This is a genomic window from Vibrio sp. 1402, assembly GCF_033340275.1.
Genome location: NZ_JAWOWE010000002.1, coordinates 355,151 through 380,937, shown reverse-complemented (window position 1 = coordinate 380,937; position 25,787 = coordinate 355,151). Strand labels below are relative to the sequence as shown.

Here is a 25,787-nt window from a genome sequence, read left to right as displayed (position 1 = left end):
CTACCAAACTATTGATTCAAAGCGTTTCCTGAATCTAATTCTGATTTTTATTTAGCAAGCGTCGCTTAGTCAACTAAGAACTTGTCTTAATTTCACACTTATTAATTGTCTTGTTAGCTCTTTTGAAATAGACAGAAAACTTAAGTAATGACTAATTTAGCTTAAGTATAAAAGACAACTTTTTTACGTTATTTACCTCACACTATTTAACTATAAATTTGCAGACGAACAAATTAAATTAATACATTCACCTAGCTAATAAAAACAAAAGCAAAACACATAATTATAATTCTATTATTTATAAGGACATAGAAAAGTGAAATTTAAGTATTCTTTAGCAACGGCAGTCACTCTCGCATTATTACAAGGCTGTGGCGGTGGCGGCGGTGATAGCTCATCACCTACTCCGTCCACTAGCAGTGCAAACGGTCCAACATGGAAAGTTCATGATTTTAGCCAATCGTCGAAAACGTTTATCAACCAATGTGAAACGCCCCGCGTCGGACTAGACCCATATGACAACTATGCCGCCTATCCAGATAAATTGGGCTCTGCATTACACGAAAAACTCTTTTTAAGAGCTTTTACTAACGAAACGTATCTATGGTATGACGAGGTTCCTGATAATAATCCAGCAAACTACAAAACTGTTACTGATTACTTCAATACGCTGGTCACCTCTGCTACTACCGCGACGGGTAAACCCAAAGATCGCTTCCATTTTACCGTCCCTTATGAAGATGATATGAAATCATCGCAATCCGGTTTAGTTGCTGGATTTGGTTTTAACTGGGCATTCTTACGTGGCGTACAACCTCGAGACGTTCGTATTTCCTACAATGAAGAAGCCTCTCCAGCTGATAGAAGCGGCATTGCTCGTGGTGATAAGCTTCTGAAAATCAATAATATTGATGTGGTTAACACCGGTAGTCAGTCCGACATTGATTTTATTAACAAAACGCTCTTTAACCCTGACATCAATCAAGATTACACCTTCACATTTGAGAGTGTTGACGGTCTAGAGAAAACCGTGACGCTTACCGCCTCTGATGTCATGACCTCTCCAGTTAAAAATGCCAAAGTGATTACACACAATGGTATGCGGATCGGCTATCTGCAATACAACTCCTTTGAACCAAGCGCTCAAGCCCCGCTTATTGAGGCGTTCAGTATGCTCTCAGCAGAGAATGTTGACGAGATCGTCGTTGATTTACGTTACAACGGCGGTGGCTTAGTCCTTCAGTCCTCGCAAGTAGGCTACATGCTAAGCGGTGCTGGTCAGAACCGAGTCTTCAGTGAGTTGATTCATAATGACAAAGTGATGCGTACCATTAAAGATGGGGATAACATCTATCGCTTTACGAATCTAGCAATAGACTGGGCAGCACAGAAATATTCGGATCAAGTGCTTCCGACACTGAACAAAAAGCGCGTATATGTGCTGACTTCAGGAGGCACGGCTTCCTCAAGTGAACTGTTAATCAACGCTTTGCGCGGCATTGATGTGGAGGTTATCCAAATAGGTTCAACAACCACAGGTAAACCGTATGGGTTCTCACCAGAACAAAACTGCGGCACTATGTACTACACTATTCAGTTCAAGTCGGCGAACGAGAAAAAATTTGGCGACTTCGCTGATGGTTTTATTCCTACTCCAAAGAGCCAAATCAATACCGAGCTAGGCTTAAACAATAGAGTGGAAGGTTGCTGGGTCAATGACGACCTAACAAAACCATTGGGCGATCCGTCTGAAGGTATGCTTTCTGCGGCACTAAACTACATGGAAACTGGAACCTGTCCGCCAGTATCCCCTTCAAGTTTCAACGCCATGCCGCGTAACATTTCATCTCCGGAGTTAAGCGATCTTCGCTCTCCGCTACGAACAGAGGCAATTCATGTTGAGATCAACTAACTTTTTACGAATGCTGATTCGGGTTGCGCTTTTCTTAGGCACTTCGATTTCTTTGATAGGATGCCAAGCTATGTCACAAGAACCCGTTGAAGCATTGAGTAAAAAGAACTCTCCGGAAACAGTCATAGAGATTCAAAACGCGATCGCAGAAATCCAAGGGACACCAGCACCTAGAGTCGCAAATAACGTATTTGAATCCTCACCGCATTTGTTGATTGAAAAAGGACGAGTAAAAGGGAACAACAATCAACTGTTGGATGGCAGCTATACGGATCTTCCAGACCAATATACGTTGCAGATAAGAGGTGAAACCTGTGGCTTGTACTATGCCAAAACAGATACTTTTGTCTCTCTCAGTTCACTAGATTGTGAGCCCATCATTAAGTTTTAGATCTCCCAAAATAGAAGCCCGCTGATATCAGCGGGCTTCCTACTTTATTGTTCAGTGTGAAACGGTCAACGTTACTTTAGTTCAATCCATGCTTTGCGCTGTTGCTTATCCATGTATGACCAAGCTACAAAGCGGCTCACTTTCTGCCCTTGACTCATTTCAACCACACGAATGGCTTTCACACCCAATTTTTCAAGCTGCTTGCGCATCGGGCGAACGTTGTCTTTTTTGGATATAAGTGTTGTAAACCACAAGACCTGTGCGGCAAAAGCTTGGCTTTCATTCGCCATTTTTCGGATAAACGCCGCTTCTCCGCCTTCACACCACAATTCAGCGTTTTGACCGCCAAAATTCAACGCAGGCTTACTTGTCTTTACTGGTGCGGTTTGAGGTTTTAGCCCTTTCTTGCGCTGGTTTGCTTTTAGATTATCGATTTTACGCTGGCTGCCCATAGCGGCATCTTCCGCCGAACGGTGGAATGGCGGATTACATGTCGTCACATCATAACGATCATTCGGTTGAATGATACCTCGATAAATATTGGCATCATTGTATTGCTGTACCAGTGCAATTTTTCCCTTCAAAACACGATTGTGCTCTACGATCGTTTGAGCCGATTGGATGGATTTTGGATCGACATCGCTGCCCGTATAGTGCCAACCGTATTTTGTTACACCAACAATCGGATAAATACAGTTTGCTCCCACGCCAATGTCCAACGCTTTCACTTTTTGGTGCGCGTACTGACCTTTTACTTCACCATCAAGAAGTTCTGCCACTCGGTGAATGTAATCAGCGCGGCCCGGAATCGGTGGGCAAAGGTAGGTGTCGGGAATGCCCCAGAACTCGATACCATAATACGCAGCAAGCAATGCTTTATTGAGAATTTTAACAGCGTTAGGATCAGAGAAGTTTATGGAGTCTTCCCCTTTCGGATTTTTGATAACGAATGGCTTTAACTGTGGTTCACTTTCCACGAGTTTTTTAAAATCGTAACGACCTCGATGAACATTACGCTCATGCAAACCATTCTTCGCTATTTTTATGAACTCGACTTCGCTCTTTCCTGCAGGCTGCGAGGATTTGCGCGCAACTTTGTCTTTAACACGCTTCGGCTTGGCTTTATTCGCGTCTTTATTCTGAGCCGCCTTTGAAGTCTTTGGCTTTGCTTGCTTCGCGTTGTGATTATTGTTCTTCATTCAAATTCGCTTTTAAATCGAGGTAAATCATAAACAAACGAGCATCAAATTCGAGTTGGTGATACTCAGGCTCCATATAGCAACATAGCTGATAGAACGCCTTGTCGTGGTTTTTCTCACGAGTATGCGCCAACTCATGTACCACCAGCATTCTTAATAGTGGCTCGGGCGCATCCTTAAATACATTGGCAATGCGAATCTCGTTTTTCGACTTCAGCTTACCGCCATGGTTTCTACTGATTACACTGTGCAAACCAAGCGCGTTGTTTACCGCGTGAATTTTCTTATCGTAGACGACTTTACTGATTGGCGCGGCTTTCTTCATGTAGCGGTTTTTGATTGCCATGGCGTACTCATAGAGCGCCCTTTCGCTTTTGATTTGGTGCCTGTCGGGATAACGCTTCTCGAACCAAGGAACAAACTTGCCACTCGCTATCAACGAGCTCACCTGCTCTACGATGTTTTGTGGGTAGCCTTGAATGTATCGAAGTGACGGATGCATAGAATTAACGTCTGTTATGACAAAATAAAGGCGCTCAATATACCTGAGATAAAGGACAGTTTCACCTTAGCTTTCGCCTTTCATTTATTGTGAAAGGCCGTTAAACTTCGCCTCCCAATGATAATGGAGAGAAACTCAATGAAACGTGTCGTCCTTTACGTCAAAGACAAATGCCCTCACTGCAAAGATGCTCAACGTTATCTGGATTCGAAAAATATTAACTATCGTTTGTGCAATGCTAAGATGCAACGCGGTCGCAAAGAACTTGATGCGCTTGGTGCTCGTTCAGTGCCAGTTTTAAAAATTGGTGATCGGGTAATGATTGGCTGGAACCCAAAGAACTTCGAGAAGATGTACAAAGGCGACTAGTGCTCGGACGATGAATCTGCGCTGCGTTTAAACGTAGCGCTTGATAAAGTCGATAAACGTTCGATCTGCTATTGATAAATACCCCTGCTTGCGCCAAGCAAGTGCCAGATCCAGCGTCACTGGTGGTTCAAACGGCACGCCAACAACGCCTGACTCATGTTGGGTCACCAATTCCAGTAACGCGGTAATCGCAAACTCTTGTTTCACAATACTCAAAATCAAAGGCAGTAAGTTGGTCTCGAATGATGACTTCATGGTAAACCCATGCTCCTCACTCACCTGATCCAAAAATTCGCGGTGAAAATAGCCATGCTGAAACATAACCAAATCGTGTTCAAAGAACTCATCAAAAGTAAGAGCGTGTCGCTGGGCTAACTCATGCTCAGGTGAAACAACGGCGACCATTTGGCTAGTAAATAAATGGTCAGTTTCTAGGTCATCAGGCACATTATCACAACTGATCACACCGATATCGAGTTGACCATTGAGCAGCATACGACGAATCGATTGAGTCCCAGCTTCGACCAAGGTCAATTTTAACTCAGGGAATTGGCTTTTAAACGCCATCACAATTCGTGGAAAGAAATAACTGCCCATCATTGATGGCGTCCCTAGTCTTACTTCGCCTTTCGCTAAACCTTTCAACTCATCAATCGCGAGCTGCGCGTCGTGCAACTGTTGAATCACCCGCTTAGCATGTACAAATAACGTTTCGCCCTCTTTCGTTAAGCTGATTTTTTTATCATCACGGCGAAATAGGGTAACGCCCAAAGACTGCTCAAACTTTTTGATAGAAATGCTTAATGCGGGCTGGGCAATATGCAGGGCTTTCGCCGCATGGGTAATGTTTCCGTGTTCAGCGACCGCCAGAAAATGTTTAAGTTGTTTCGATTCCATTAGATCAAAAATATATGGTGTCCATATTTTTAATATATTTTTTTAATTTATAACGAACTGATAGATTGATCACAGTCTCTCCATTTGCTCACATTAGGCAGGATTCATGGTCAGTTTTGGCACACCGGAATACAAACGCATTACGCTCTCGCTAGCGCTTGGTTCCTTCTTGGTTTTTTCAAATTTATACCTACTACAGCCAATGCTGCCCACTTTTGCTCAAATTTTCACGATCTCAGAAACGCAAGTGAACTGGTTATTTGCGGCCTCAACACTCGCTCTCTCTTTTAGCCTCGTTCCAATGGCTGTGTTGTCAGAATCAGTGGGAAGAAAGCCAGTCATGATGGCTGGTCTGTTTTCGATTCCTACCCTTTCCGCTTTGATGCTATTTGGTGACTCATTTCTGTTTTTGGTGGTATGTCGAGCACTGATCGGTGTCGCGCTCGCAGCTTTTGCTGCAGTCGCCGTGGCTTACATGGCAGAAGAGCTCGACAAGCACGCTTTCTCGATGGCAATTGGAACGTACATTGCGGCTAACTCATTAGGCGGTATTGCAGGGCGTATTAGCGGCGGCTTATTGGCGGACAATTTCAGTGTTGATGTCGCCATTGAAGTTATGATGGTGTTCACTCTTCTTGGTGTCATTGGCGTTCACTATTTATTGCCAACACAGCGCAACTTCACCCCGTCATCAAGCAGCTTGCGCCATCAAAATCGTGCGCTTATTGGTCATTTTAAAAACCAACGCGTGTGGTTCGCAATGCTGATAGGAGGACTCAACTTTGCTTTGTTCGTCAACCTTTACTCCGTCATGGGTTTCCGTCTGGTGAGTGAACCTCACAATGTGCCCGTCGGGTTGGCCTCACTGATCTTTATTTGTTACTTGGGAGGGACTTTCTCCTCTCGTTGCGCAGGCCACTGGAGTAAACGTTATTCATCAATCCTCGGTATGTTCTTAGGCGCGATAGTGAGCATGGCGGGGATGTGGATTGCGGCGGTTGAAAGCTTGACTGCAATGCTATTTGGGTTGTTGCTGATAAGTTTTGGTGCCTTCTTTACTCATACCCTCGCCTACGGTTGGGTCGGTCAGAACGCCACTCGCGCCAAAGCCACCGCGACAGCGCTCTACTTAGTACACTACTACGTAGGCGGTAGCTTAGGAGGATTCTTACTTCTTTATTGTTGGCAACATGGTGGTTGGTCGAGTGTTCTTATGGGAGGAAGCGCAGTCTACCTAGCGATGTTTGCTGCAATTGCGTATTTGAAACACATTGCCAAAAGAAAGCATACTGACCAAACACCTGACGCTGCGAGTTTAAAGAGTAGCTAAGGTACGCTCATTTGCGTAATACCTCTCTGGTTACTTGGATAACCAACTCTGCTATGCTTGCGCTACTTTAATAAAAACCAGAAAGTCGTATGTCAACGCGTTCAACACAAAACACAGATATCGAAGCGATCACTCAACAGGTCGATCAATGGCTCAACGATGTAGTAATCGGTCTCAACCTTTGTCCATTTGCTGCCAAGCCGCAACGTAATAAACAAATCAAAATCTTTGTTAGTGAAGCGACTCAAGAAGAAGCGCTTCTAGAAGATATTTTATTGCAGCTGATTGAGCTGAGTAACACAGAACCCGAACAACTTGAGACCACGTTGGTTGTGGTTCCCAACATGCTACAAGATTTCTGGGACTACAACTTTTGCATAGATTGGGTTGAAGGATTAATTAAGCAGCAAAACTGGGAAGGTGTTTTCCAAGTAGCGACTTTCCATCCTGATTACTGTTTTGGCGGCGCAAGGCCTGAAGACGACGAAAACCTAACCAATCGTTCTCCTTACCCGATCTTCCATTTGATTCGCGAAGAGAGTATGGAAAAGGTACTAAAACACTATCCTGATCCTGAATCCATTCCCGATACGAACATCGCTCGTGTTTCCGCCCTTTCAGAGGAAGAACGTAAAAAGCTGTTCCCTTACCTATTTCGTTAAGCACCACCATTCCCAAAGGCAGATTTATCACCAGTTAGATGCAATGCCCTTGGGGTTCAAAGTGCGGTTTGGTATCATTGCCGCTTCAATCGATTCAATGGAAATTAGAATGCAACTGTCAAAGCTAACCCAAGAGATTTTTGATCACTTATACCGTGATATCACCGAGTTCCGTAGTACGTTCGACTTACCAGTCGCAGACGCTGCAAGCCTTGATACGCAAGCAGACACACTACACACCTCTTTGGCGATCGAAGAGCTAACAGAGCTAGCAGAAGCAGATTGTAAAACTGAGCAAGCAGATGCCATCGTAGACAGCGTGTATGTATTAATGGGCCGTCTCGTTCATCTTGGCCACAGCAAAGTAGAAGACAACCTGGCGATCAGCTACTTAATTGATCTTCTATTAAACGTTGCGGTAAACCGTGGTATCGAATTTATTCCTTGCTGGGATGAAGTCCATTCAAGCAACATGAGCAAAGTATGCCGTAACGAGCAAGAGTACTCAGAAACAGAAGCATTCTACGCAGAACAAGGCATCAAGTTGATGGCGGTGCAGAAAGGTGAATACATCATCGCGAAATGCGCCGAAGATTTCGTATCGGAAGGTAAAACCATTCGTAAAGGCAAAGTACTCAAATCTGTTTACTACCGCCCAGCAGATCTAAAACCGTTAACTCAATAAGCGTTGAGTTTGGCTATCTCGATTAAAAAAAACGACCTCAAGTAGGTCGTTTTTTGTTGTCCCTAAATACTAATCAAAGATTAAATAAGGTTGCTCATCTACGATGACCTTTTTGACTTGAGTATTGAACACTTCCCCGAGAGCTTCTTCCGTTAGCACAGTATCGGCATTTCCTGATGAGTGCAGCACACCGTTGTTAAGCAGCAATACTTTATCTGCGTGCTTTAATGTGCGATTGAGATCGTGATTAGCAACTAATACTCCAATCCCCTGCGCCGCCATAGCGTTAATCAATTGATAGAGCAGACCCTCTTGCGCAATATCTAACGGTGCTGCTGGCTCATCCAAAATTAAAAACTGCGAAAAAGGATTAATGGTACGCCACACCTGCAAACATACACCTGCTAATCGGACACGCTGCCACTCACCACCGGATAATGTTTGAATACTGCGATGAAGCTTATCTTGCAGTTGTACCAGCTCCACCACCATATTCACGGCATCACGCACTTTGATATCCGCAATCTCAGCACCACTTGGCAGAGATAAAGCGAGATACTGAAACACATCAACATTAAACGCTGGGCGCGATTGCTGACACAAATAACCTCGAACATGAGCTTGCTCTGACAACGGTAAAGTAAGCAAGTTTTTGTTGCCAACGTACACTTCACCACTCATACCCTCTCGGTGACTTAACGTACCAGAAATCGCAGCCAATAAAGTGCTCTTACCGGAACCATTAGGCCCAACTACATGTACGATTTCGCCAGCTTTGCATTCAAAAGAAAGAGGCAATAATCGACTACCAACCGACATATGTTTAACGTGCATCATGACTCTTCACCAGCATCCAGATGAAAATAGGTGCGCCAATCGATGTTGTCATGACACCTAAAGGTAACTCTGCGGAGTCCAATAACAGTCTTGCGCCGATGTCAGCAAATACAAGCAACGCAGCACCAGATATTGCAGAAAGTGGCAATAAATAACGGTTTTCCGTACCAAAAGCCAAACGCAACAAGTGCGGCACCACCAAACCAACAAAACTGATGATGCCACCCAAAGCGACTGAACTACCCACCAAAACAGAAATGGCGAGGATCAGTTTCCAACGCATTTGATGCACATCGACACCCAATTGGGTCGCATGAATCTCACCCAGCATCAATCTATCAAGCGATTTGCCTTTACAACATAACCAGATGAGCACCGGTAACATCACCAAGGTAACGGTATGTTGATACCAACTCGCACCGCCAATACTGCCCATTAACCAATACATCAGTTGGCGTAAGCTAAGATCATCACTAAAGTAAAAAGCCCACGTCACAATCGCGCTCGATAAAATACCCAATGCGACCCCAACCAAAAGCAATCGAGCCGTCGTCAGGTGCATTGCCCTTGCTATCGCCACCAAAACAAACGTGAAGACCATCGAGCCTGCAATCGCTGCCAACATAAAAACAATCGGGGTAGGAAGAACAGGTGACGCGAACATGATTAAGACCATTGCTAAGCTTGCACCACCAGATATACCGAGCACGCCAGGTTCAGCCAACACGTTCCCAAGCAACACTTGTAACGTCGCGCCAGATACCGCTAACGCAGCACCAATAATTGCCGCAGACACTAACCTCGGTAAACGCAAGTCCACCAATAACTTCTGTTCAAATGCAGATAAGGATTGAAAAGGAGAAAGGAAAATTTCTCCGACCATCAAGTGAATGGCAGAGAGTACAGCGAGCACGATCGACATAACCATCAGGTTACGTTGCCAGCGTCGTTCCTTGTTCAGGATAAGTTGTTGAAAATCCATAGCGGCCGATAAAAACAAACGAGGCTTAACCTTACAGTTAAGCCTCGGTAAATTGCAATTAACTTCTCAAAGCAATGTTGGATTAATCGTAAACCAACTCACCCTCTTCAAAACGGGTTTTCACTTCACAAACCATCAGAGCTGCACGTTGACCTATTGCGACGTGGCGGTTCGGGAAGACAATCGCTTCGTTTTCATTCTTCGCCATTAATGGTTTGTCGCCATCATGACCAAACACTTCGCCGTGAACAAATGAGGTGAAGTTTTCAACATTGTCGTCGAACATAAAGTCAAAGTCTTCGTTCAAACGAACGATTGTGCGACTTACGCGATACTTAATGCATGGTTTTGGTAAGTGTTCTGGCTTCGTTTCCGCAATCAAATTACGTAAAGACAAATCAAACGCGGTCAGTTTATCGAGGTCATTTTCACCGATACGAGCCACACGGCCAAGCTCCATTGTGAGAGCCTGCGCACCAAAGTTCTCGGCACTGTACCAGCTAAACGTGCTCGATGGTGAGTTTGACAGGAGCACTGCTTCAATGTGTGCACTGTCCAAGAAATCGATCAATGCTTTGCTGCGCACAGGATGACGAGTCTTAGGACTTACTGCAAACGTATAGTGCTTCGAGCCTCTAATCGCGCAGTGTAAATCAAGGTGCCAGCGTGTTGTCGGGTCGGTATCCTGATAAAAATCTCGAACAAGCAGCTTAAGCGTATCGGCGATAACAAGCTCTTTTGTCTGTTTGTGTTCTTTTTCGTCAAACAAACGGTTGAGGTTTTCTTCAAGGAATCGCGTGTGCGCCAGAGTGGACTCTGGGTGAGCGATAATGAACAGACAACGGGTATCGACCGTCTGGAACCCAGATTCTATGTCTTGAATAATGGAATCCACCAGCTCCATCGGTGCGGTTTCATCTCCGTGAACCCCACAAGAGATGATGATGTTCTTCGTATCCTGAGTATAATTCGCAGGGATTACTTCTAATACACCACGCTGATAGAGTTTAAGTTTTACACCGTTAGAAAGCACCTGCTCCGCTGGTGCAACATCAATATGAACATCTAACGTGTCAGTTAAAAACGATTGGCGAAAGAGAGACTTCGTCATGCGTTACTCCTTAATAGCACGGCGGATATGTTAATAAATTGTACAAAGGATTTTTGTTGCTGCGATCTCACTTATGAGTAGAAATCACTATTTCCCTCGAAAATCCGATGCCTTTTCGCGCCAGGCACTCAAATCAAGCATTGAGGCGTTTAATTTTCAAACAATTACAAAGTGTTAGGGCTGTGAACTTTACCACAGCCCTGATTAAGATCATTATGATTTGATCAAATTTTTGTAGCTATAAAGCAGATTATGCATCAACACTGCGAAAAACTTAGCCGCGCTGTGCGAGCAAACGCTCAAACTCATCGACTTTTTCACGCACTAGCTCAACACTCTGCTGCCAAAACGTTGGCTGGGTTAAATCCATCGACAGGTGCTTTTCGACGACATCTTCCGCCATCATGCAGCCTGTATCGCGCAGCAAATTGATGTAATCGGTGTAAAACGCTTCGCCTTTGGTTTCTCGCTGTGCATAGATACCCTTGCTAAACAAGAAACCAAATAGGTATGGGTAGTTATAAAAGCTCACGCTATCAATAGAAAAGTGCAGCTTGCTTGCCCAGAAGTACGGATCCGGTTCGCTCATTACGTCGCCATACCATTCTTTCCAAGTTTCTGACATCAACTCACAGAATTCATCTGCGGTTAACTCTCCATCCTGGCGGCGTTCATAAAACGATTTTTCAAACTCGTAGCGAACCGGAATGTTGATCATTAAAGCTAGCGCAGATGACAACTCTTCCCACAACATCTCGAGCTTTTCATCAACGCTCTCAGCTTTCGAAATCAAATGATCACGAACGATGTTTTCTGCAAAGATAGAGGCGGTTTCTGCTAACGTCATTGGGTAGTAAGTTTGGCAAAGTGGCAAATCACGAATAACCCAGTTATGGAACGCATGGCCAAGTTCATGTGCCAGAGTCATAAGGTCTGACCGGCTGCCACTCCAAGTCATAAATACAAGTGGTGTTCGCGTTGCTGGCAGTTTGGTGCAGTATGCGCCAAGACGCTTGTTAGCATTTGGCGCGGCATCAATCCAACCATTTTGTACCATCAAACGGACAAACTCCGACATCTCAGGGTTTACTGTTTCAAATGCTTCACAAATAACATCAATCGCTTCATCAAAGTCGTAAACCTTCGCTTCACCGCTCAAAGCAGGCATAGCCGCCAGATGATTCCAAGGTTTCATCTCATCCAGACCATGTACTTGCGCCATCAATAAACCCGCTTTCTGACCAATAGCTCGACTGTCTTTGGCTACGGTCATCATCGCATTTAAAGTTTCAGCTTGGATTCGGCTACCATGCAAACTCGGCTCTAGGAAGTGAACTTCACGCTTCGTAGAACGCTTTTTGTTTTCAGTTAAGCGCCATCCTGCTAACGCATTCAAAATCGCAGCGAATGATTCTTGGTGCGTTTGCATTGCATCTTGTACGCCTCGCCACGCGGCTTCTTGACGCTCGAATTCAGAACCATAAAGAATGCTTGCCGCTTGAGAAAACCCAAGCTCTTCACTATTACCATCTGTGTACTCAAGCTTCACTTTCAATGAGCCAGTCAGGTTATCGTATAGGTTACCCCAAGCCGATTTGCCATCCACACTCATCGCAGCCAGTAACTGTTCTTCTGCGTTGCTAAGACGAGTATCCGCCAACTTTCTAGAATTCAAGATAGAAAAAGCTTGCCCACTGATATCAGGATTCTCATGGTCTAACACGCGCAAGATAAACTCTTTGTCGGCATGAGTTAATGTCAAATCAAAGGGACTGAACGCTTGGGAAAGCTCCGAAAAGATGCGGGTCATTTTACCAAGTAACGATTTCGCTTCGGCGTTTGTTGCATCAACAGAAGCATAACAACTCGCAAAATTTGCAACTGTACCCGCTAAACGACTCGCGGCTTCATTGGTTAAAATCGCATTTTGCATGATCTCTACGTTGCCACAATCTGCTGATTGTTTATTCAAAAGATCAATACATTGTTCCACAAGAGCAATATCGTCTTGAATTCGTGGGTCAGAAAGGTCGTTATAAACGATGGACAAATCCCAACTCGGCGTTGTCATTTCTATATTTCCTTTTTAAGTAACTGAGTCAATTTTCGCTTCCTGCACCTAGCAGATGGGCTTCCACTGACATCTTCCGTGACTATGCCCGTAAGCAATATCGTTCTGGGCATTTTAATATTTATAAATTAACGAGTTAAAAGAGGTACGCCAATCGAACGCACCGAGGCGTAAATTTGCTCATCTATGGTAATTGTTACATGCGTGACAGAAGCGTTTCCTATCGACAACGTCGAATACCACTTTGGGTTACGCCAATCTAACTCCAATACATGAGCAAGAATCATACGAATGACGCCACCATGCGTGACGATAAGTAGATTGTCATTGATATCGTTGATGATTTGAGACCAAACGCGACATATGCGCTCAGAAAATGTGCTTAAGCTCTCAGCATTCGGCAACGTATGTTGTGCTGGCGATTGCCAAAAAGCATCTAGCTTTTTCCACTGCTCAGTGAGCATATCAAAAGGCATACCATCAAAATCACCAAATGCCATCTCTTGTAAAGACTCATCCGTCATTACTGGTAATAATTGCTGTTCAGCAATGATGTTTGCCAGTTCTTGACAGCGTGAAAGCGGAGAAGAAATTATTCCACCCACACCTCGTCCACTCTCGGCCCAAGCCCGAGCAATACTCTCTTGATCAGCAGGCGTAACTTTTACATCTGTTTGGCCATGGAGTCCTGGTGGAGCGTCTACTTTTCCATGACGCACAAGATAGATATTGAGTGTTTTCATTTTGTTCCATCCTACTCTTTAAGAACCAACGGCAAACCAACAGCAACAAAGGTAACGCGATGGCAAACACTGGCTAGTTTTTGATTCATCCGTCCTGCATTATCCACAAAATAACGACTAACCGCCCCCAAAGGTACAATGCCCATTCCAACCTCGTTAGAGACGAATATTAACGTCGCATCTGAGCCACGCACCACCTGTATAAGCTTTTCAATTTCTGCTTCTAGCTTCTCATTGGAACATTCATCACCTAACTCAAATATCCAATTGTTGAGCCACAAGGTTAAACAATCGACCAATACAACATCGGTGGTAGCGAAATTTGTCAGTAACTCAGATAAATTAAGGGGGCATTCATGCTCTTGCCACTCGCCCCCGCGTTGCTTTTGATGATGCGCTATTCGCTCTCGCATTTCTTGGTCAAATGGCAGCGCGGTTGCAACATAGTGTAATGATCGATGAGAAGCGACCGATAATTGCTTAGCTGTTTTTTCTGCCAAATGCGACTTCCCAGAGCGCGCGCCACCGAGTATCAATTGCTTCATGAGGAGTGATACAACCCAATCATAGTGAGATAAATAAGCAGTTCCGACAACTGTTGCGCTGCGCCAAGGCAATCCCCCGTAAAGCCGCCAATTCTCTTGGTTAACCAACGTTTGAACATCAAACGAAATACCACGAGAACAAGCGATATCAAGATCGCATCCGCGATACCAAGCACAAGCAATGTTATGCCACCAGTAAACAACAAAATGGAGACTTCTAGAGAAGACTGGCGACTTGCTAGCGGTTTACTTTTCGACGTATCACTGTCACTGACATAAGGCATGTCATAAATAAGCGTCGCTGCTAGTGCTCGGCTTGCGGTGTAAGCGACGACAATGACCAACCAAAAGTGCGGCAAGTTAGCCAGTTCACTCCAAAAAACATACTTAGCCAATAACGCCATAATGAGAGTGGCGGCACCATAAGTGCCAATACGACTGTCTTTCATAATAGAGAGGCGTCGCTCTACGGTCATGCCACCGCCAATGCCATCCGCCATATCGGTCAAGCCGTCTTCGTGAAAAGCCCCAGTTAACAATAAGCTAAACACCATCGTTAATACTATGGCAACCGACTCTGGGAAAAAAATTGAGGTGAGCGAGAATACCAAAGCGCAAAGTGCTCCAAGCACGAGACCAACTAACGCAAAGTAACGGCCTGCCTGATTCATGCGTTCTTCACTGTAATGCAACGCTTGGGGCACGGGTAAGCGGCTAAAAAAACTGGTAGCTAATAGAAATAACTCCCACTGGTATCTTAACGATGACGGCATGACTTTCTCAGAATTATCAGGGACTGACACTAAACTGTAACTCCTGCACTCTCGAAGCTCGCCATTTTGTTGTAAAACTGGGCAGCAGCTTTTAACAGAGGCAAGGCAAGAGCGGCTCCTGTTCCCTCCCCTAGCCGTAAACCAAGGTCGAGCAGAGGTTCTGCTTTTAGATGTTCCAATACAAATTTATGTCCATTTTCTTCAGAGCGATGGGCAAACAACATGTATTCACGCGTTTCTTCGTCTAACAACGTCGCAATATAAGCCGCTACCGATACGATAAACCCATCCACTAAAACTGGAGTTTTAAGCCGCTTGGCTTCTAAAAAAGCGCCCACTATCTGTACGATTTCAAAGCCCCCAACCTGTGCGAGAATCGCTTTGGTATCAAGACCTCGACATCGGTTTACCCCCTGTGCTACCAGTTTATATTTGCGGCTCAACTGCTGTTGATTGATTCCGGTGCCAACGCCAACACAATAATCAATATCTAATGAGCTCAGTGCCGATAACAGTGCTGAGGCCGAACTGGTATTACCGATGCCCATCTCACCGAACATCAAGAGGTTTGAACCATGCAAAATGGTTTGCTCAGCAATCTTCGCACCATATTCTAAACCTAACGCCACTTGTTCTGGGGACATCGCTGATTGTTTAGAAAAATTAGCCGTACCGTTACCCAACCGTTGTTCAACCAAGTTGGGATGGGATTTAAATTCTGGAACCAGCACATCAATAGGAGCCAACATGCCGCAATCTATTACTTTGAGTTGAATGCCATTAATGTCGCAAAAACAGTTGATGGCTGCGCCGCCAGCGAGAAAGTTAGCCACCATTTGTTGAGTGACTTCGCTTGGCGCAATGCTCACACCCTCCTCTGCAACGCCGTGATCTCCAGCAAATACCAGCATGCTCGGTTTGCAGATAGCGATGGAATCAACTGGCTGAGGTTTATCCTGACTTTGAATAAGAGCTAACTGCAGTGCCACCTTTTCCAATAAGCCTAAAGAACCGACGGGTTTGGTTTTGTTATCTATGCGTGCTTGTATCTCCGCAGCAAAAGAGTCATCCATTTTTTACGTTCCTTTGATGTTGTCTGGGTGAGAGGTGTTCTGTTGTTCAAGAGGTCTTGTTCAGCGACAGTTTTTGCGCGCCCACTATTGTATACACTTGCATCCAATTGGGGCAGCGCTAATCAAGTTTATCTCAGGATAGTCTGCCGAGTTCGCAGAGCGTCTCACCTTTCTTGCACGAGATTATAAGTAACTCGTTGAAATCCGCTACAATAGCTTAGACTATGTTCCCATATAGGAGAAAAGATATGGATAACAACACCTGCGCAATCATCGCCGGTGCAACTGGCTTAGTAGGCTCAAAAGTCATTGCAAACCTCATAAATCAATCAGGTGTTGGAACATTATATTATCTTTCTCGCCGCCCACTCGATGGCGTCCTAGATGTGGACAACAAGCTTATTCCTCTCATTGATGCAGACCTTTCTATCCACCAATGGGATGAGAACCAACCAACACCAACCATCGGCTTTATCTGTTTAGGCACGACCCTTAAGCAAGCAGGCAGTAAGGATAATTTGCGTAGAGTAGATGTTGATCTGGTGTGTAAAGTCGCCCAACAAATGAAAACAATCGGAGTCAAACGCCTTGCGGTTGTTTCTAGCCTCGGTGCAAATAGTAAATCGCCATCCCATTACTTAGCTTGTAAAGGACAAATGGAACAACGAATCGAAGCTATGGATTTTGAGGAAATCGTATTTGTTCGCCCAGGCCCGCTTGTTGGTCAACGTCAAAGCCCAAGAATGGACGAGAAGTTAGTACAAACTCTGTTTAAGGTAATTCGCCCATTCATGCTTGGCAAACTGTCCAACTTTTTACCGATTCGAGCAGAAGATGTCGCCAAAGCGATGGTTTATCAACTTTTCAGTTATCAAGAAGACTCGGTGGTTTACTTACAAAGGAAAGAAATGCGTGACTTACTGCATCACTACGAATAACCATTTTGTACAATTAACGTGCTAATTCACGCTCTCACGCGACTTAGATCTCGTTTTTATATTCATTTTAGATCTAGCTAATACCCGTTTGTCATTTTTAAAGTTATATCACGAGCGTTATCTTACGCCCCATAAACAAATCCGTATAAAACCCCGTATAAAAAACAACCGCCATTTCGGCAGGTTGATAAGGTCAGATTATGAATTTTGCAGTGATAGCCTCTCTAGCCGTCTTTGTTGGCATATTGTTCTTTCTATTTAACCAACAACAAAAGAAACACACACTCTCTCGTCTCGTTTTAATCGGTCTTGTTACCGGTTCTCTTTTTGGTCTTGCTTTGCAACTCATTCACGGTGAAGGCAACAGCGCAATTGCTCAAACACTTGAATGGGTAGGCATTGTAGGCAGTGGCTACGTTGGTCTACTGAAAATGGTCATCATGCCACTGGTGTTGGTATCGATGATCTCTGCAGTTGTTAAATTGGAGAAAGGTGGATCATTAGGTAAAATTTCTGGCCTGACCATCTCTGTTCTTCTAGTAACGACTGCAATTGCTGCACTCATCGGTATCTTGGTGACAACAACATTTGGCCTTTCAGCAGAAGGTTTAACTGAAGGCGCGCGTGAAACCGCTCGTATCGCCGTTTTAGAAAGCCGTGCCGGTACAGTAAGTGACTTAACTATTCCTCAAATGCTAGTTAGCTTCATTCCAACCAACCCATTTGCTGATCTAACAGGTGCTCGCTCGACATCAATTATCGCTGTTGTGATTTTCGGCGTGTTAACTGGTATCGCCGCTCGTAAAGTGATGATGGAAAAAGCAGAGTTGGAATCACCGATTCGTACTTTCGTAGAAGCTGCTCAATCTATCGTTATGCGATTAGTGAAGATGATCATGGCCCTAACGCCATACGGCATCGCAGCACTGATGGCAAAAGTGGTAGCGACATCAAGCGCAGGCGACATCCTAAACCTACTTGGCTTTATTGTGGCGTCTTATGTTGCTATCGCACTGATGTTTGTTGTTCATGGCGTATTGGTCTCTTTTGTTGGCGTTAGCCCTGCGGAATACTTTAAGAAAATCTGGCCTGTACTGACCTTCGCGTTTACATCTCGTAGCTCAGCAGCAACAATTCCACTAAACGTAGAAGCGCAAATCACCAAGCTTAACGTACCACCAGCGATTGCAAACCTATCAGCATCGTTTGGTGCCACTATCGGCCAAAACGGCTGTGCGGGTATCTATCCTGCAATGCTTGCAGTGATGGTAGCTCCAACAATGGGTATCAACCCACTTGATCTACACTTTATCCTGTCATTGATTGCGATTATCACCATCAGCTCATTTGGTATTGCAGGTGTCGGCGGCGGTGCGACGTTTGCAGCCTTGATTGTTCTTCCTGCAATGGGCTTACCTGTGACCATCGCGGCACTGCTTATCTCTATTGAACCACTGATTGACATGGCACGTACCGCACTAAACGTTTCAGGCTCAATGACTGCGGGTACAATTGCTAGCCGAGTGCTGAAGTCACCAGAAAGTGAAGCAACATTGGAAGAAACACGAGCATAGAACTCAAATTCCTTCCAAAGCGATAAAACGTAAAATATCAAGCCGATGGTTCGCCATCGGCTTTTTTCATTTTCAAAAATTCAACTTGCATCTTTCGTTGCTAGTCAAGGCGTTGAATGGTCTAATACTGTCATCGGTTTTGTAAACGGTAAGCAGAATGCACCAAGATAATCAGCCCACTTTTTTCTTCTTTGATTATGAGACATGGGGAACCAACCCCGCGAAAGATCGCCCAAGCCAGTTTGCTGGTGCTCGTACAGATGAAAACTTTAATATCATCGGCGAGCCTTTAGTCATGTACTGTCAACCACCGGCTGATTATCTTCCGTCTCCTGAAGCTGCGCTTATTACTGGTATTACTCCGCAAAAAACGGTTCAAGAAGGCCTTTCTGAGCCAGAGTTTATCGCTAAGATTCACGCTGAACTCGCGAGACCAAATACCACCAGTTTAGGCTACAACAGCATTCGCTTTGATGACGAAGTGACCCGTTATACTTGTTATCGCAACTTCATCGATCCATACGCATGGAGTTGGCAAAACGGTAACTCGCGTTGGGATTTACTCGATGTACTACGCGCGTGCCATGCCCTTCGCCCAGAAGGCGTAGAATGGCCAGAAAACGAAGATGGCTTCACTAGCTTTAAATTAGAACATTTGTCCGTGGCTAACGGCATAGAACATAGTAACGCGCACGATGCGATGGCAGATGTGGTTGCGACTATCGAAATGGCAAAGAAAGTAAAAGCAGCGCAACCAAAATTGTTTGATTACTTTTTTTCTATGCGCCAAAAGCGCAAGCTCAATGATTTAGTCGACATCGTCAACATGACACCGTTGATGCACGTTTCAGGCATGCTAGGGCGCGAATGTCAGTACACTAGCTGGATTGTGCCTGTTGCTTGGCATCCAACCAATAATAACGCCGTTATCACCATCGATTTAGCGAAAGACCCTCAACCTATTCTTGAGCTATCCGCAGAAGAGCTGCACGAAAGACTCTACACGAAGCGCGAAGATCTTGGTGAATTGCTACCAGTGCCAGTTAAACTAGTTCATTTGAACAAATGCCCTATTCTCGCCCCTGCAAAAACGTTAACGGCTGAAAATGCGGAGTCTATTGGCATTGATCGCCAGCAATGTCTCGCCAATCTCGCTTTGTTGCGCCAACATCCTGAAATTAGAGAAAAGCTGATTAGCCTCTTTTCAGTCGAGCGCAAATTCGATAAAAGTGATGACGTCGATACACAACTTTACGACGGGTTCTTTTCTCCAGCCGATCGCGCAGCTATGGATATCATTCGCGAAACCGATCCGAATAATCTTGCTGCATTAGACATTGAATTTGATGACAAGCGTATTAAACCTCTATTGTTCCGCTATCGTGCGCGTAACTTCCCAGGCACACTAGACGAGCAAGAACAAAGACGCTGGGCACTACACTGTCGAGAAGTGTTTGAAAGCCAAATTGAAGAGTACATGCTGAATTTAGAAAACTTAGTTCACGAACATGAAAGTGACGAAAAGAAGATTGCGATATTAAAATCCGTGTACCGTTATGTAGAGAGCTTAGCTTCCTAACTCCTCCTAATACAAGCGCACCTTATGGTGTGCTTGTTGTTTATATACTGTCAAAATGATTAAAGAACGATTCTTACAACTGATCCAACTGCTCATTTCAATCTTCCTCATCATGGGAGCACTTGGCATCGGAATTACCATTCAAAAGTTCACTGGCGTTTCCGTTCCAGGAAGTGTCATCGGTATGCTCGTACTGTTTTTCTCCATGACTCTTGGGCTTGTAAAAGTCGACTGGGTCAAACCGGGCGCCACGCTATTTATCCGCTATATGATCTTATTGTTCGTTCCTATCAGCGTGGGATTAATGCAGCATTTCGACCTACTACTCGCCAATGCTCTCCCTATCATCGCTAGCGCGGTTGGCGGCTCACTCATTGTACTGGTCAGCCTCGCTTGGCTGCTGGATTACTTGCTACAGGAGAAACACTGATATGTGGTTAGTTGTTACCATTGCGGTTTTTCTTGTCGCGCGCCAAATCGCAATCAAAGTGAATAATCCTCTAGCAAATCCTTTGCTGATCAGTATTGCAGTGCTCATTCCTTTGCTTACTTACTTAAATGTACCGTTTGAAACGTATTATGCGGATAACGAAGGGATCAGTTTTTTACTTCAACCAGCCGTAGTTGCTCTGGCTTACCCGCTATATGAACAACTACCACAGATTAAAGCAAACTGGCGAATCATCACTTTTGCTTGCACAGTAGGCAGTGTGATGTCGATGATGACAACCACCTTGATCGCAGTCGCTTTCAAAGCAGATATCAGTTTAATCGCAAGTCTAGTGGGTAAATCCGTCACTACGCCAATAGCAATGGAAATTTCGAGTCACCTCGGTGGTGAAGCTGCCGTTGCGGCGATCTTGGTTCTGATTGTTGGTTTATTGGGCGCGATTTTGGCATACCCAATTTACAACTTAATTGGAATTAAACACCCGATTGCACGTGGTCTGACAATGGGTACAGTCTCTCATGCCTTAGGCACCGCTACTTGTGCAGAGAAACAGCCCATAGATGCCGCGTTCTCATCACTCGCATTGGTTTTATGTGGGATCATAACTTCTATTTTGGCTCCAAGTTTTTTTGCTTTGGCGGTCTGGCTATATCAATAGTTAAGCGCTCTCGGTCTGCCCTCCTTCCGGCAGGCCGTAGCCTTTCCGTTTCTTACTTATCCCTTTTCAAAACCCTATCTTATCTATCAAACTCACCCAGTAATATCGTGAAGGGACTTGACTGAGATATACATTCATAGCATTAGCATTCTAGCTGCTACCACTCGCTCTAGATTACGTAGGTATAAAGTAGCATAGCGGTAAAGTCGCGTGGGTAACATACTCCTGCTCCTTGGTCATATGAACATATACTGATATGGTTAATTGTGAGACGGAGATAACGCTTCACACCTGTGCAATCGAATACATGTGTGAGCTCACTCTAATTATGTAACGGAATTATCAATTGCATTATTTATCGTGATCTAACGCACGGAACATTTCTATCTTTCACATAGAATAACTGTCCATGCAATAACAAGGATTCAACATGAAAAGTCGCATTGAACAGGCGCTAGCAGGCGCTCCAGAAGCACTTTCCAAACAACTTGCTCCTATCATCCAAGCTGATGATTTTGATGCTACGCTTTCAGTTCAACAATTTGAGCAGTTGCTTTCAGCTACCGGTCTATCAGACAAAGAGCTTCGTGTTGCGCTACTTCCTTTTGCCGCAGCGTACTCCTATGCTCCCCTTTCTGACTTTTATGTCGGCGCTATCGTTCGTGGTCTTTCAGGTCGCCTTTACTTCGGTGCCAACATGGAATTCTTTGGTGTACAGTTGGGTCAAACGGTTCACGCAGAGCAGTCTGCGATTAGCCATGCTTGGATGAAAGGCGAACGTGGTGTTAAGGATATCACTATCAACTTCAGCCCATGTGGTCACTGCCGCCAGTTCATGAATGAGTTATCTACCGCAAACGAGCTTAAAATCCAGCTCCCAGAACGCGAAGAAAAGTCACTTCATGAATACCTGCCTGAAGCCTTTGGACCAAACGATCTCGGTATCGAGTCCGGCTTAATGGCAGAAGTTAAACACCAGTTCTCATGTGATGATGAAGACGCACTCATCCAAAGTGCAGTTGAAGCGATGAACATGAGCCACTCTCCATACACCAACAACTTGAGTGGTTTAGCATTAGAGATGACTAGCGGCCGTGTATTCCAAGGTGCTTATGCAGAAAATGCAGCGTTTAATCCTAGCTTGCCACCGCTACAAGTTGCGCTAATCCAAGTTTTACTTGCGGGTGAAACCTTTGACAGCATCAAAGCCGCTGCATTGGTAGAAAACTCTGAAGGTAAGATCAGTCACTTAGCCGATACGCAATCAACGTTGGAAGCGTTGAATCCAGATATTCCGCTTAGTTTTGTCAACGTATAAACGACAAATTCAACAAAAAGCTCTACAACATGTAGAGCTTTTTTATTACCTAAAAACCAAAAGCAAACGTTTGCTTTGTCATAAAACTTCAGTATGATCTCCTGCAATTTCTGTCTCATCACTCTATTTTGTAAGGGAACACTATGTTTGGCACTGCAACTAGCGCAAATACTACCCGTGTATTACTTTTAGGCTCTGGCGAACTCGGTAAAGAAGTCGCCATTGAATGCCAGAGACTTGGTTTAGAAGTGATTGCTTGTGATCGCTATGCCAATGCTCCAGCGATGCAAGTCGCTCACCGTAGTTATGTTATCGACATGTTAGATGGGAACGCCTTAGAAGAAGTTATTACGAAGGAACAACCTACTTACGTCGTACCAGAAATTGAAGCCATCGCAACCGGCAAACTGGTAGAGCTTGAAGAGAAAGGACTGAATGTTGTTCCAACCGCTAAGGCAACCAGGCTAACAATGAATCGTGAAGGTATCCGACGTTTGGCAGCAGAAGAACTGGAATTGACGACTTCACCTTATCGTTTTGCAGATAACTTTGAAGACTTCAAAGCCGCGGTTGAACATGTGGGTATTCCGTGCGTGGTGAAGCCAGTGATGAGCTCTTCCGGTAAAGGGCAAAGTGTTATCAAGACCGAAGACGACGTTACAAAAGCATGGGATTACGCTCAGGAAGGCGGACGTACGGGTGCAGGTCGCGTTATCGTGGAAGGTTTTATCGACTTCGATTACGAAATCACTTTATTGACCATCAGAGCCGTTGACGGTGTGCATTTCTGTGCTCCAATTGGTCATCGTCAGGAAGATGGCGACTACCGCGAATCATGGCAACCGCAAGCTATGTCAGAAAACGCAGTAAAAGCAGCTGAATACACGGCTGAGAAAGTGGTAAACGCGCTCGGTGGCTACGGCATCTTTGGTGTAGAGCTGTTTGTCAAAGGCGATAAAGTCATTTTCAATGAGGTCTCTCCTCGCCCTCACGATACGGGTATGGTTACAATGATTTCGCAGGAAATGTCTGAGTTTGCTCTCCACGTGCGCGCGTTTACCGGAATGCCAATTAATAATATTGTGCAATATGGCCCATCTGCGTCTGCTGTTATTCTTGGACAAGGGACTTCCACAAACATTCGCTTTGAAAACCTAAGCAAAGCTTTAGCTCAACCTCAAACACAAGTTCGTCTATTCGGTAAGCCAGAAATCGATGGTCGCCGCCGTTTAGGTGTTGTCCTTACGCGACGAAAAACCACCGAAGAAGCCGTTCAAGATGCTGTTGAAAGTGCTTCAAAAGTGAATATCATTTATTAAATACGAACCACTCATACAAAAATAGCGCAGCTCAAATTGCTGCGCTATTTCGTGTTCCAAACCGAAGAGAGCCTATTCACTCTCGATTAAGTACACTTCTTCAGAGAAGCGACTTAAGCCTTTTTTCGCAATTTTAGGATGATTCTCGTCAGCTTCATCTACGTTCAAACAAGTAACTTTGTAACCTGAAAATAACTGCTCAATCTCTTCGACCGGCACGCTAAATGGAGGCCCCGCCATCTCTTCTTGAGGATAGTTGAGTGTAACAAGCAAAATACGACCGCCTGGGTTCAAAAGTTGCTTGAGACGCTCTACATACTCCTCTCGCATATCTTGCGGTAAAGCAACCAACGCGGCGCGATCATAAATGATATCGGCTTGAGATACTGGTGCAGTGAAAAAGTCCCCAGTATAAATAGAGAGCTCATCAAATTGATAAAGCTCGTGCATGCCATTAAGAGGCGTTACCGTTGGCGTGTAAAAATGTTCAGCAAAAAAGGCACGCACAGCAATATGGCTTAGCTCAACGCCTTCAACCGAATCATGCTTCATCGCTAGCCAAATCAAGTCTTCTGACTTTCCACATAAAGGAACTAACACTTTATCTTCACGCTTTGGATTAGTGTGTTTCCAATATACTGGTAATAGCGGGTTTACATCTTCCAAGTGAAATCCGATTTGATTGCTGGCCCATTTGTTATGCCAAAATTCTTGGTCTCTCATTTTACTTTCTACTTGTCGGCTGTTTTCATTTTGAGAGGTAAGACTAACGTTTTTTTTCAATTTGTCTATGCCGTTCATCTTTGGTTAATACTGCGGTGATAGGATGTAATCGGTCTCATAGGAGACGCGCCTTTATCTGATAATCAGAATAAAGAAAAGAGAAATGGTGATCTAACGCACGATTCTACTTCAAGATAAAACTGAAACCTTGGAATCTTTCGTAATGGCCCCATTTATAAGTTAGTACCTGATTTGCCGAACTTAGCGACCTTTATGTTCCCTATTTTCTAAGTACAAGCAAGTTAAGGAGAGTGAATGAGCTTATTTCTTCGTACTACAGCATTGATGCTTTTGGTACTTAGCCGTGCACCGGCATTTGCCGCACTTCCAATTACCCCTGCACCTAGTGGCGAACAAAATCGTTCAACCAGCCAAAACGAAGTTTGTTCGAAACTTTTTAAACACAGCCTTAGCGGTTTATACGGCATTCAGTCAATCGACACCACGCCAACTCAGCCATATTCTGACTTCGACATTCTTTACAGCAAAGCACACCAAGCACAATTTGAACTTGAAACTATCTGTAAAAGTACCGCACTTCTTAATGACGCTCAGCCATACTTCGCAGGTGTAAAATCCAAACAACGAGCAGAAGAAAAGATAGCTTTAGAATTAGGTGGGAAAGTTGAACGTATTACTGACCTAGCACGTGCAACGATTGTAGCTGAAGACGTCGCCAGCTTAGTCTCCATTTATGAAACGTTAGAGCGTGAAACAACGATTGTGAAAGTAAAAAATCGATTCAAAAAACCTGGCCCTTCAGGATATAGAGACTTGAACTTGCTCGTTCGTTTACCAAAAACAAACCTAGTAGCCGAAGTTCAACTGCACTTGAAAGCAATCGCAGATGTAAAAAGCGGTCCCGAACACGACCTATACGAAAAAATCCAGAAACTAGAACGTCAAGCGATGTTGGAAAAACGTGAGCTAAGCGAAATAGAGCTTGCCTCTATTCGCAACATGCGTACACAGTCTAAGAACTTGTACCAACAAGCATGGCAACCATACTTAACAACGCATCTAGAAGCGGCGTAACCGATATCATTAAGCGTCTCTCATAAACAGAAAAACCACCGCATTGCGGT

26 protein-coding genes are annotated in these 25,787 nt (G+C 44.5%); 14 read left to right on the top strand and 12 right to left on the bottom strand.

Going from position 1 to position 25,787, the window contains the following annotated elements:
- Positions 1-316 precede the first annotated feature (316 nt).
- Both R7044_RS05160 and R7044_RS05155 read left to right on the top strand, forming a co-directional pair.
- On the top strand, positions 317-1,912 hold the full coding sequence (locus R7044_RS05160; RefSeq protein ID WP_225455392.1) for a S41 family peptidase: 1,596 nt from the start codon (positions 317-319) through the stop codon (positions 1,910-1,912).
- Between the two features lie 70 nt (positions 1,913-1,982).
- Entirely contained in the window at positions 1,983-2,303 is a 321-nt protein-coding gene (locus R7044_RS05155) for a hypothetical protein (protein ID WP_137281910.1), read from the top strand.
- Positions 2,304-2,374: 71 nt separating this feature from the next.
- On the opposite strand, the gene rlmF is transcribed toward R7044_RS05155, so the two are convergent.
- Complete coding sequence (rlmF, locus tag R7044_RS05150; protein WP_115385898.1) at positions 2,375-3,502, bottom strand: 23S rRNA (adenine(1618)-N(6))-methyltransferase RlmF; 1,128 nt, start codon at positions 3,500-3,502, stop codon at positions 2,375-2,377.
- Complete coding sequence (locus R7044_RS05145; protein ID WP_005377870.1) at positions 3,489-4,004, bottom strand: M48 family metallopeptidase; 516 nt, start codon at positions 4,002-4,004, stop codon at positions 3,489-3,491. Before R7044_RS05145 ends, rlmF begins: the two co-directional genes overlap by 14 nt.
- A gap of 138 nt (positions 4,005-4,142) precedes the next feature.
- On the opposite strand from R7044_RS05145, the gene R7044_RS05140 reads away from it, so the two are divergent.
- Positions 4,143-4,373 (top strand): glutaredoxin family protein, encoded by a 231-nt coding sequence (locus R7044_RS05140; protein ID WP_005377871.1) that lies wholly within the window; start codon positions 4,143-4,145, stop codon positions 4,371-4,373.
- Positions 4,374-4,400: 27 nt separating this feature from the next.
- Here R7044_RS05140 and R7044_RS05135 read toward each other — a convergent pair whose 3' ends face one another.
- A complete protein-coding gene (locus R7044_RS05135; RefSeq protein ID WP_213886319.1) occupies positions 4,401-5,270 on the bottom strand; it encodes a LysR family transcriptional regulator in 870 nt (289 codons plus the stop codon).
- 106 nt (positions 5,271-5,376) lie between these two features.
- Here R7044_RS05135 and R7044_RS05130 point away from each other — a divergent pair, with 106 nt between their 5' ends.
- From R7044_RS05130 to R7044_RS05120, 3 genes are all read left to right on the top strand, one after another.
- Positions 5,377-6,600, top strand: a complete 1,224-nt coding sequence (locus R7044_RS05130) for an MFS transporter (RefSeq protein WP_085569556.1) — start codon at positions 5,377-5,379, stop codon at positions 6,598-6,600.
- An 89-nt stretch (positions 6,601-6,689) separates the two neighbouring features.
- Positions 6,690-7,262 (top strand): DUF1415 domain-containing protein, encoded by a 573-nt coding sequence (locus tag R7044_RS05125; RefSeq protein ID WP_025766766.1) that lies wholly within the window; start codon positions 6,690-6,692, stop codon positions 7,260-7,262.
- Between the two features lie 109 nt (positions 7,263-7,371).
- Positions 7,372-7,947 (top strand): nucleoside triphosphate pyrophosphohydrolase family protein, encoded by a 576-nt coding sequence (locus R7044_RS05120; RefSeq protein WP_005377875.1) that lies wholly within the window; start codon positions 7,372-7,374, stop codon positions 7,945-7,947.
- Between the two features lie 69 nt (positions 7,948-8,016).
- Here the strand turns inward: R7044_RS05120 and btuD are convergent, their stop codons facing one another.
- The 8 genes from btuD to cobT form a co-directional block, all read right to left on the bottom strand.
- Positions 8,017-8,784 carry a vitamin B12 ABC transporter ATP-binding protein BtuD gene (gene btuD, locus R7044_RS05115; RefSeq protein WP_082245220.1) on the bottom strand — a complete coding sequence of 256 codons (768 nt, stop codon included), beginning with the start codon at positions 8,782-8,784 and terminating at the stop codon, positions 8,017-8,019.
- Positions 8,771-9,766: a vitamin B12 ABC transporter permease BtuC gene (gene btuC / locus R7044_RS05110; RefSeq protein WP_005377877.1), complete on the bottom strand. Its 996-nt coding sequence runs from the start codon at positions 9,764-9,766 to the stop codon at positions 8,771-8,773. Before btuC ends, btuD begins: the two co-directional genes overlap by 14 nt.
- Before the next feature lie 82 nt (positions 9,767-9,848).
- On the bottom strand, positions 9,849-10,877 hold the full coding sequence (locus R7044_RS05105) for a succinylglutamate desuccinylase (RefSeq protein ID WP_005377878.1): 1,029 nt from the start codon (positions 10,875-10,877) through the stop codon (positions 9,849-9,851).
- A 274-nt stretch (positions 10,878-11,151) separates the two neighbouring features.
- Positions 11,152-12,948, bottom strand: a complete 1,797-nt coding sequence (locus R7044_RS05100; protein WP_225455391.1) for a M3 family oligoendopeptidase — start codon at positions 12,946-12,948, stop codon at positions 11,152-11,154.
- Between the two features lie 128 nt (positions 12,949-13,076).
- Positions 13,077-13,691 (bottom strand): alpha-ribazole phosphatase, encoded by a 615-nt coding sequence (cobC, locus tag R7044_RS05095; protein WP_017820880.1) that lies wholly within the window; start codon positions 13,689-13,691, stop codon positions 13,077-13,079.
- Between the two features lie 11 nt (positions 13,692-13,702).
- Positions 13,703-14,236, bottom strand: coding sequence for a bifunctional adenosylcobinamide kinase/adenosylcobinamide-phosphate guanylyltransferase (gene cobU / locus R7044_RS05090; RefSeq protein ID WP_017820879.1), 534 nt, complete (start codon positions 14,234-14,236; stop codon positions 13,703-13,705).
- On the bottom strand, positions 14,233-15,009 hold the full coding sequence (locus R7044_RS05085; protein ID WP_031777196.1) for an adenosylcobinamide-GDP ribazoletransferase: 777 nt from the start codon (positions 15,007-15,009) through the stop codon (positions 14,233-14,235). Before R7044_RS05085 ends, cobU begins: the two co-directional genes overlap by 4 nt.
- 29 nt (positions 15,010-15,038) lie before the next feature.
- Positions 15,039-16,082 carry a nicotinate-nucleotide--dimethylbenzimidazole phosphoribosyltransferase gene (gene cobT, locus R7044_RS05080; RefSeq protein WP_021707632.1) on the bottom strand — a complete coding sequence of 348 codons (1,044 nt, stop codon included), beginning with the start codon at positions 16,080-16,082 and terminating at the stop codon, positions 15,039-15,041.
- 248 nt (positions 16,083-16,330) lie between these two features.
- On the opposite strand from cobT, the gene R7044_RS05075 reads away from it, so the two are divergent.
- The 7 genes from R7044_RS05075 to purT all read left to right on the top strand — a co-directional run bounded on the left by R7044_RS05075 (position 16,331) and on the right by purT (position 23,919).
- Positions 16,331-17,020, top strand: coding sequence for an NAD(P)H-binding protein (locus R7044_RS05075; protein WP_017820877.1), 690 nt, complete (start codon positions 16,331-16,333; stop codon positions 17,018-17,020).
- A 200-nt stretch (positions 17,021-17,220) separates the two neighbouring features.
- Positions 17,221-18,594: an L-cystine transporter gene (locus R7044_RS05070; RefSeq protein WP_005377885.1), complete on the top strand. Its 1,374-nt coding sequence runs from the start codon at positions 17,221-17,223 to the stop codon at positions 18,592-18,594.
- 157 nt (positions 18,595-18,751) lie between these two features.
- A complete protein-coding gene (sbcB, locus tag R7044_RS05065) occupies positions 18,752-20,173 on the top strand; it encodes an exodeoxyribonuclease I (RefSeq protein ID WP_005377886.1) in 1,422 nt (473 codons plus the stop codon).
- A gap of 55 nt (positions 20,174-20,228) precedes the next feature.
- Positions 20,229-20,603 carry a CidA/LrgA family protein gene (locus R7044_RS05060; protein ID WP_005377887.1) on the top strand — a complete coding sequence of 125 codons (375 nt, stop codon included), beginning with the start codon at positions 20,229-20,231 and terminating at the stop codon, positions 20,601-20,603.
- 1 nt (position 20,604) lies between these two features.
- Complete coding sequence (locus R7044_RS05055; protein ID WP_005377888.1) at positions 20,605-21,282, top strand: LrgB family protein; 678 nt, start codon at positions 20,605-20,607, stop codon at positions 21,280-21,282.
- Positions 21,283-21,712: 430 nt separating this feature from the next.
- Positions 21,713-22,600: a cytidine deaminase gene (gene cdd, locus R7044_RS05050; RefSeq protein WP_005377892.1), complete on the top strand. Its 888-nt coding sequence runs from the start codon at positions 21,713-21,715 to the stop codon at positions 22,598-22,600.
- A 143-nt stretch (positions 22,601-22,743) separates the two neighbouring features.
- Positions 22,744-23,919, top strand: coding sequence for a formate-dependent phosphoribosylglycinamide formyltransferase (gene purT, locus R7044_RS05045; RefSeq protein ID WP_025766819.1), 1,176 nt, complete (start codon positions 22,744-22,746; stop codon positions 23,917-23,919).
- A gap of 72 nt (positions 23,920-23,991) precedes the next feature.
- On the opposite strand, the gene R7044_RS05040 is transcribed toward purT, so the two are convergent.
- The gene (locus tag R7044_RS05040) at positions 23,992-24,642 is read right to left on the bottom strand and encodes a thiopurine S-methyltransferase (RefSeq protein WP_021707633.1); all 651 of its coding nucleotides are present in this window, start codon (positions 24,640-24,642) and stop codon (positions 23,992-23,994) included.
- A gap of 315 nt (positions 24,643-24,957) precedes the next feature.
- Here R7044_RS05040 and R7044_RS05035 point away from each other — a divergent pair, with 315 nt between their 5' ends.
- Positions 24,958-25,737 carry a phosphoribosylglycinamide formyltransferase gene (locus R7044_RS05035; RefSeq protein WP_017821825.1) on the top strand — a complete coding sequence of 260 codons (780 nt, stop codon included), beginning with the start codon at positions 24,958-24,960 and terminating at the stop codon, positions 25,735-25,737.
- The last annotated feature ends 50 nt before the right edge of the window (positions 25,738-25,787 follow it).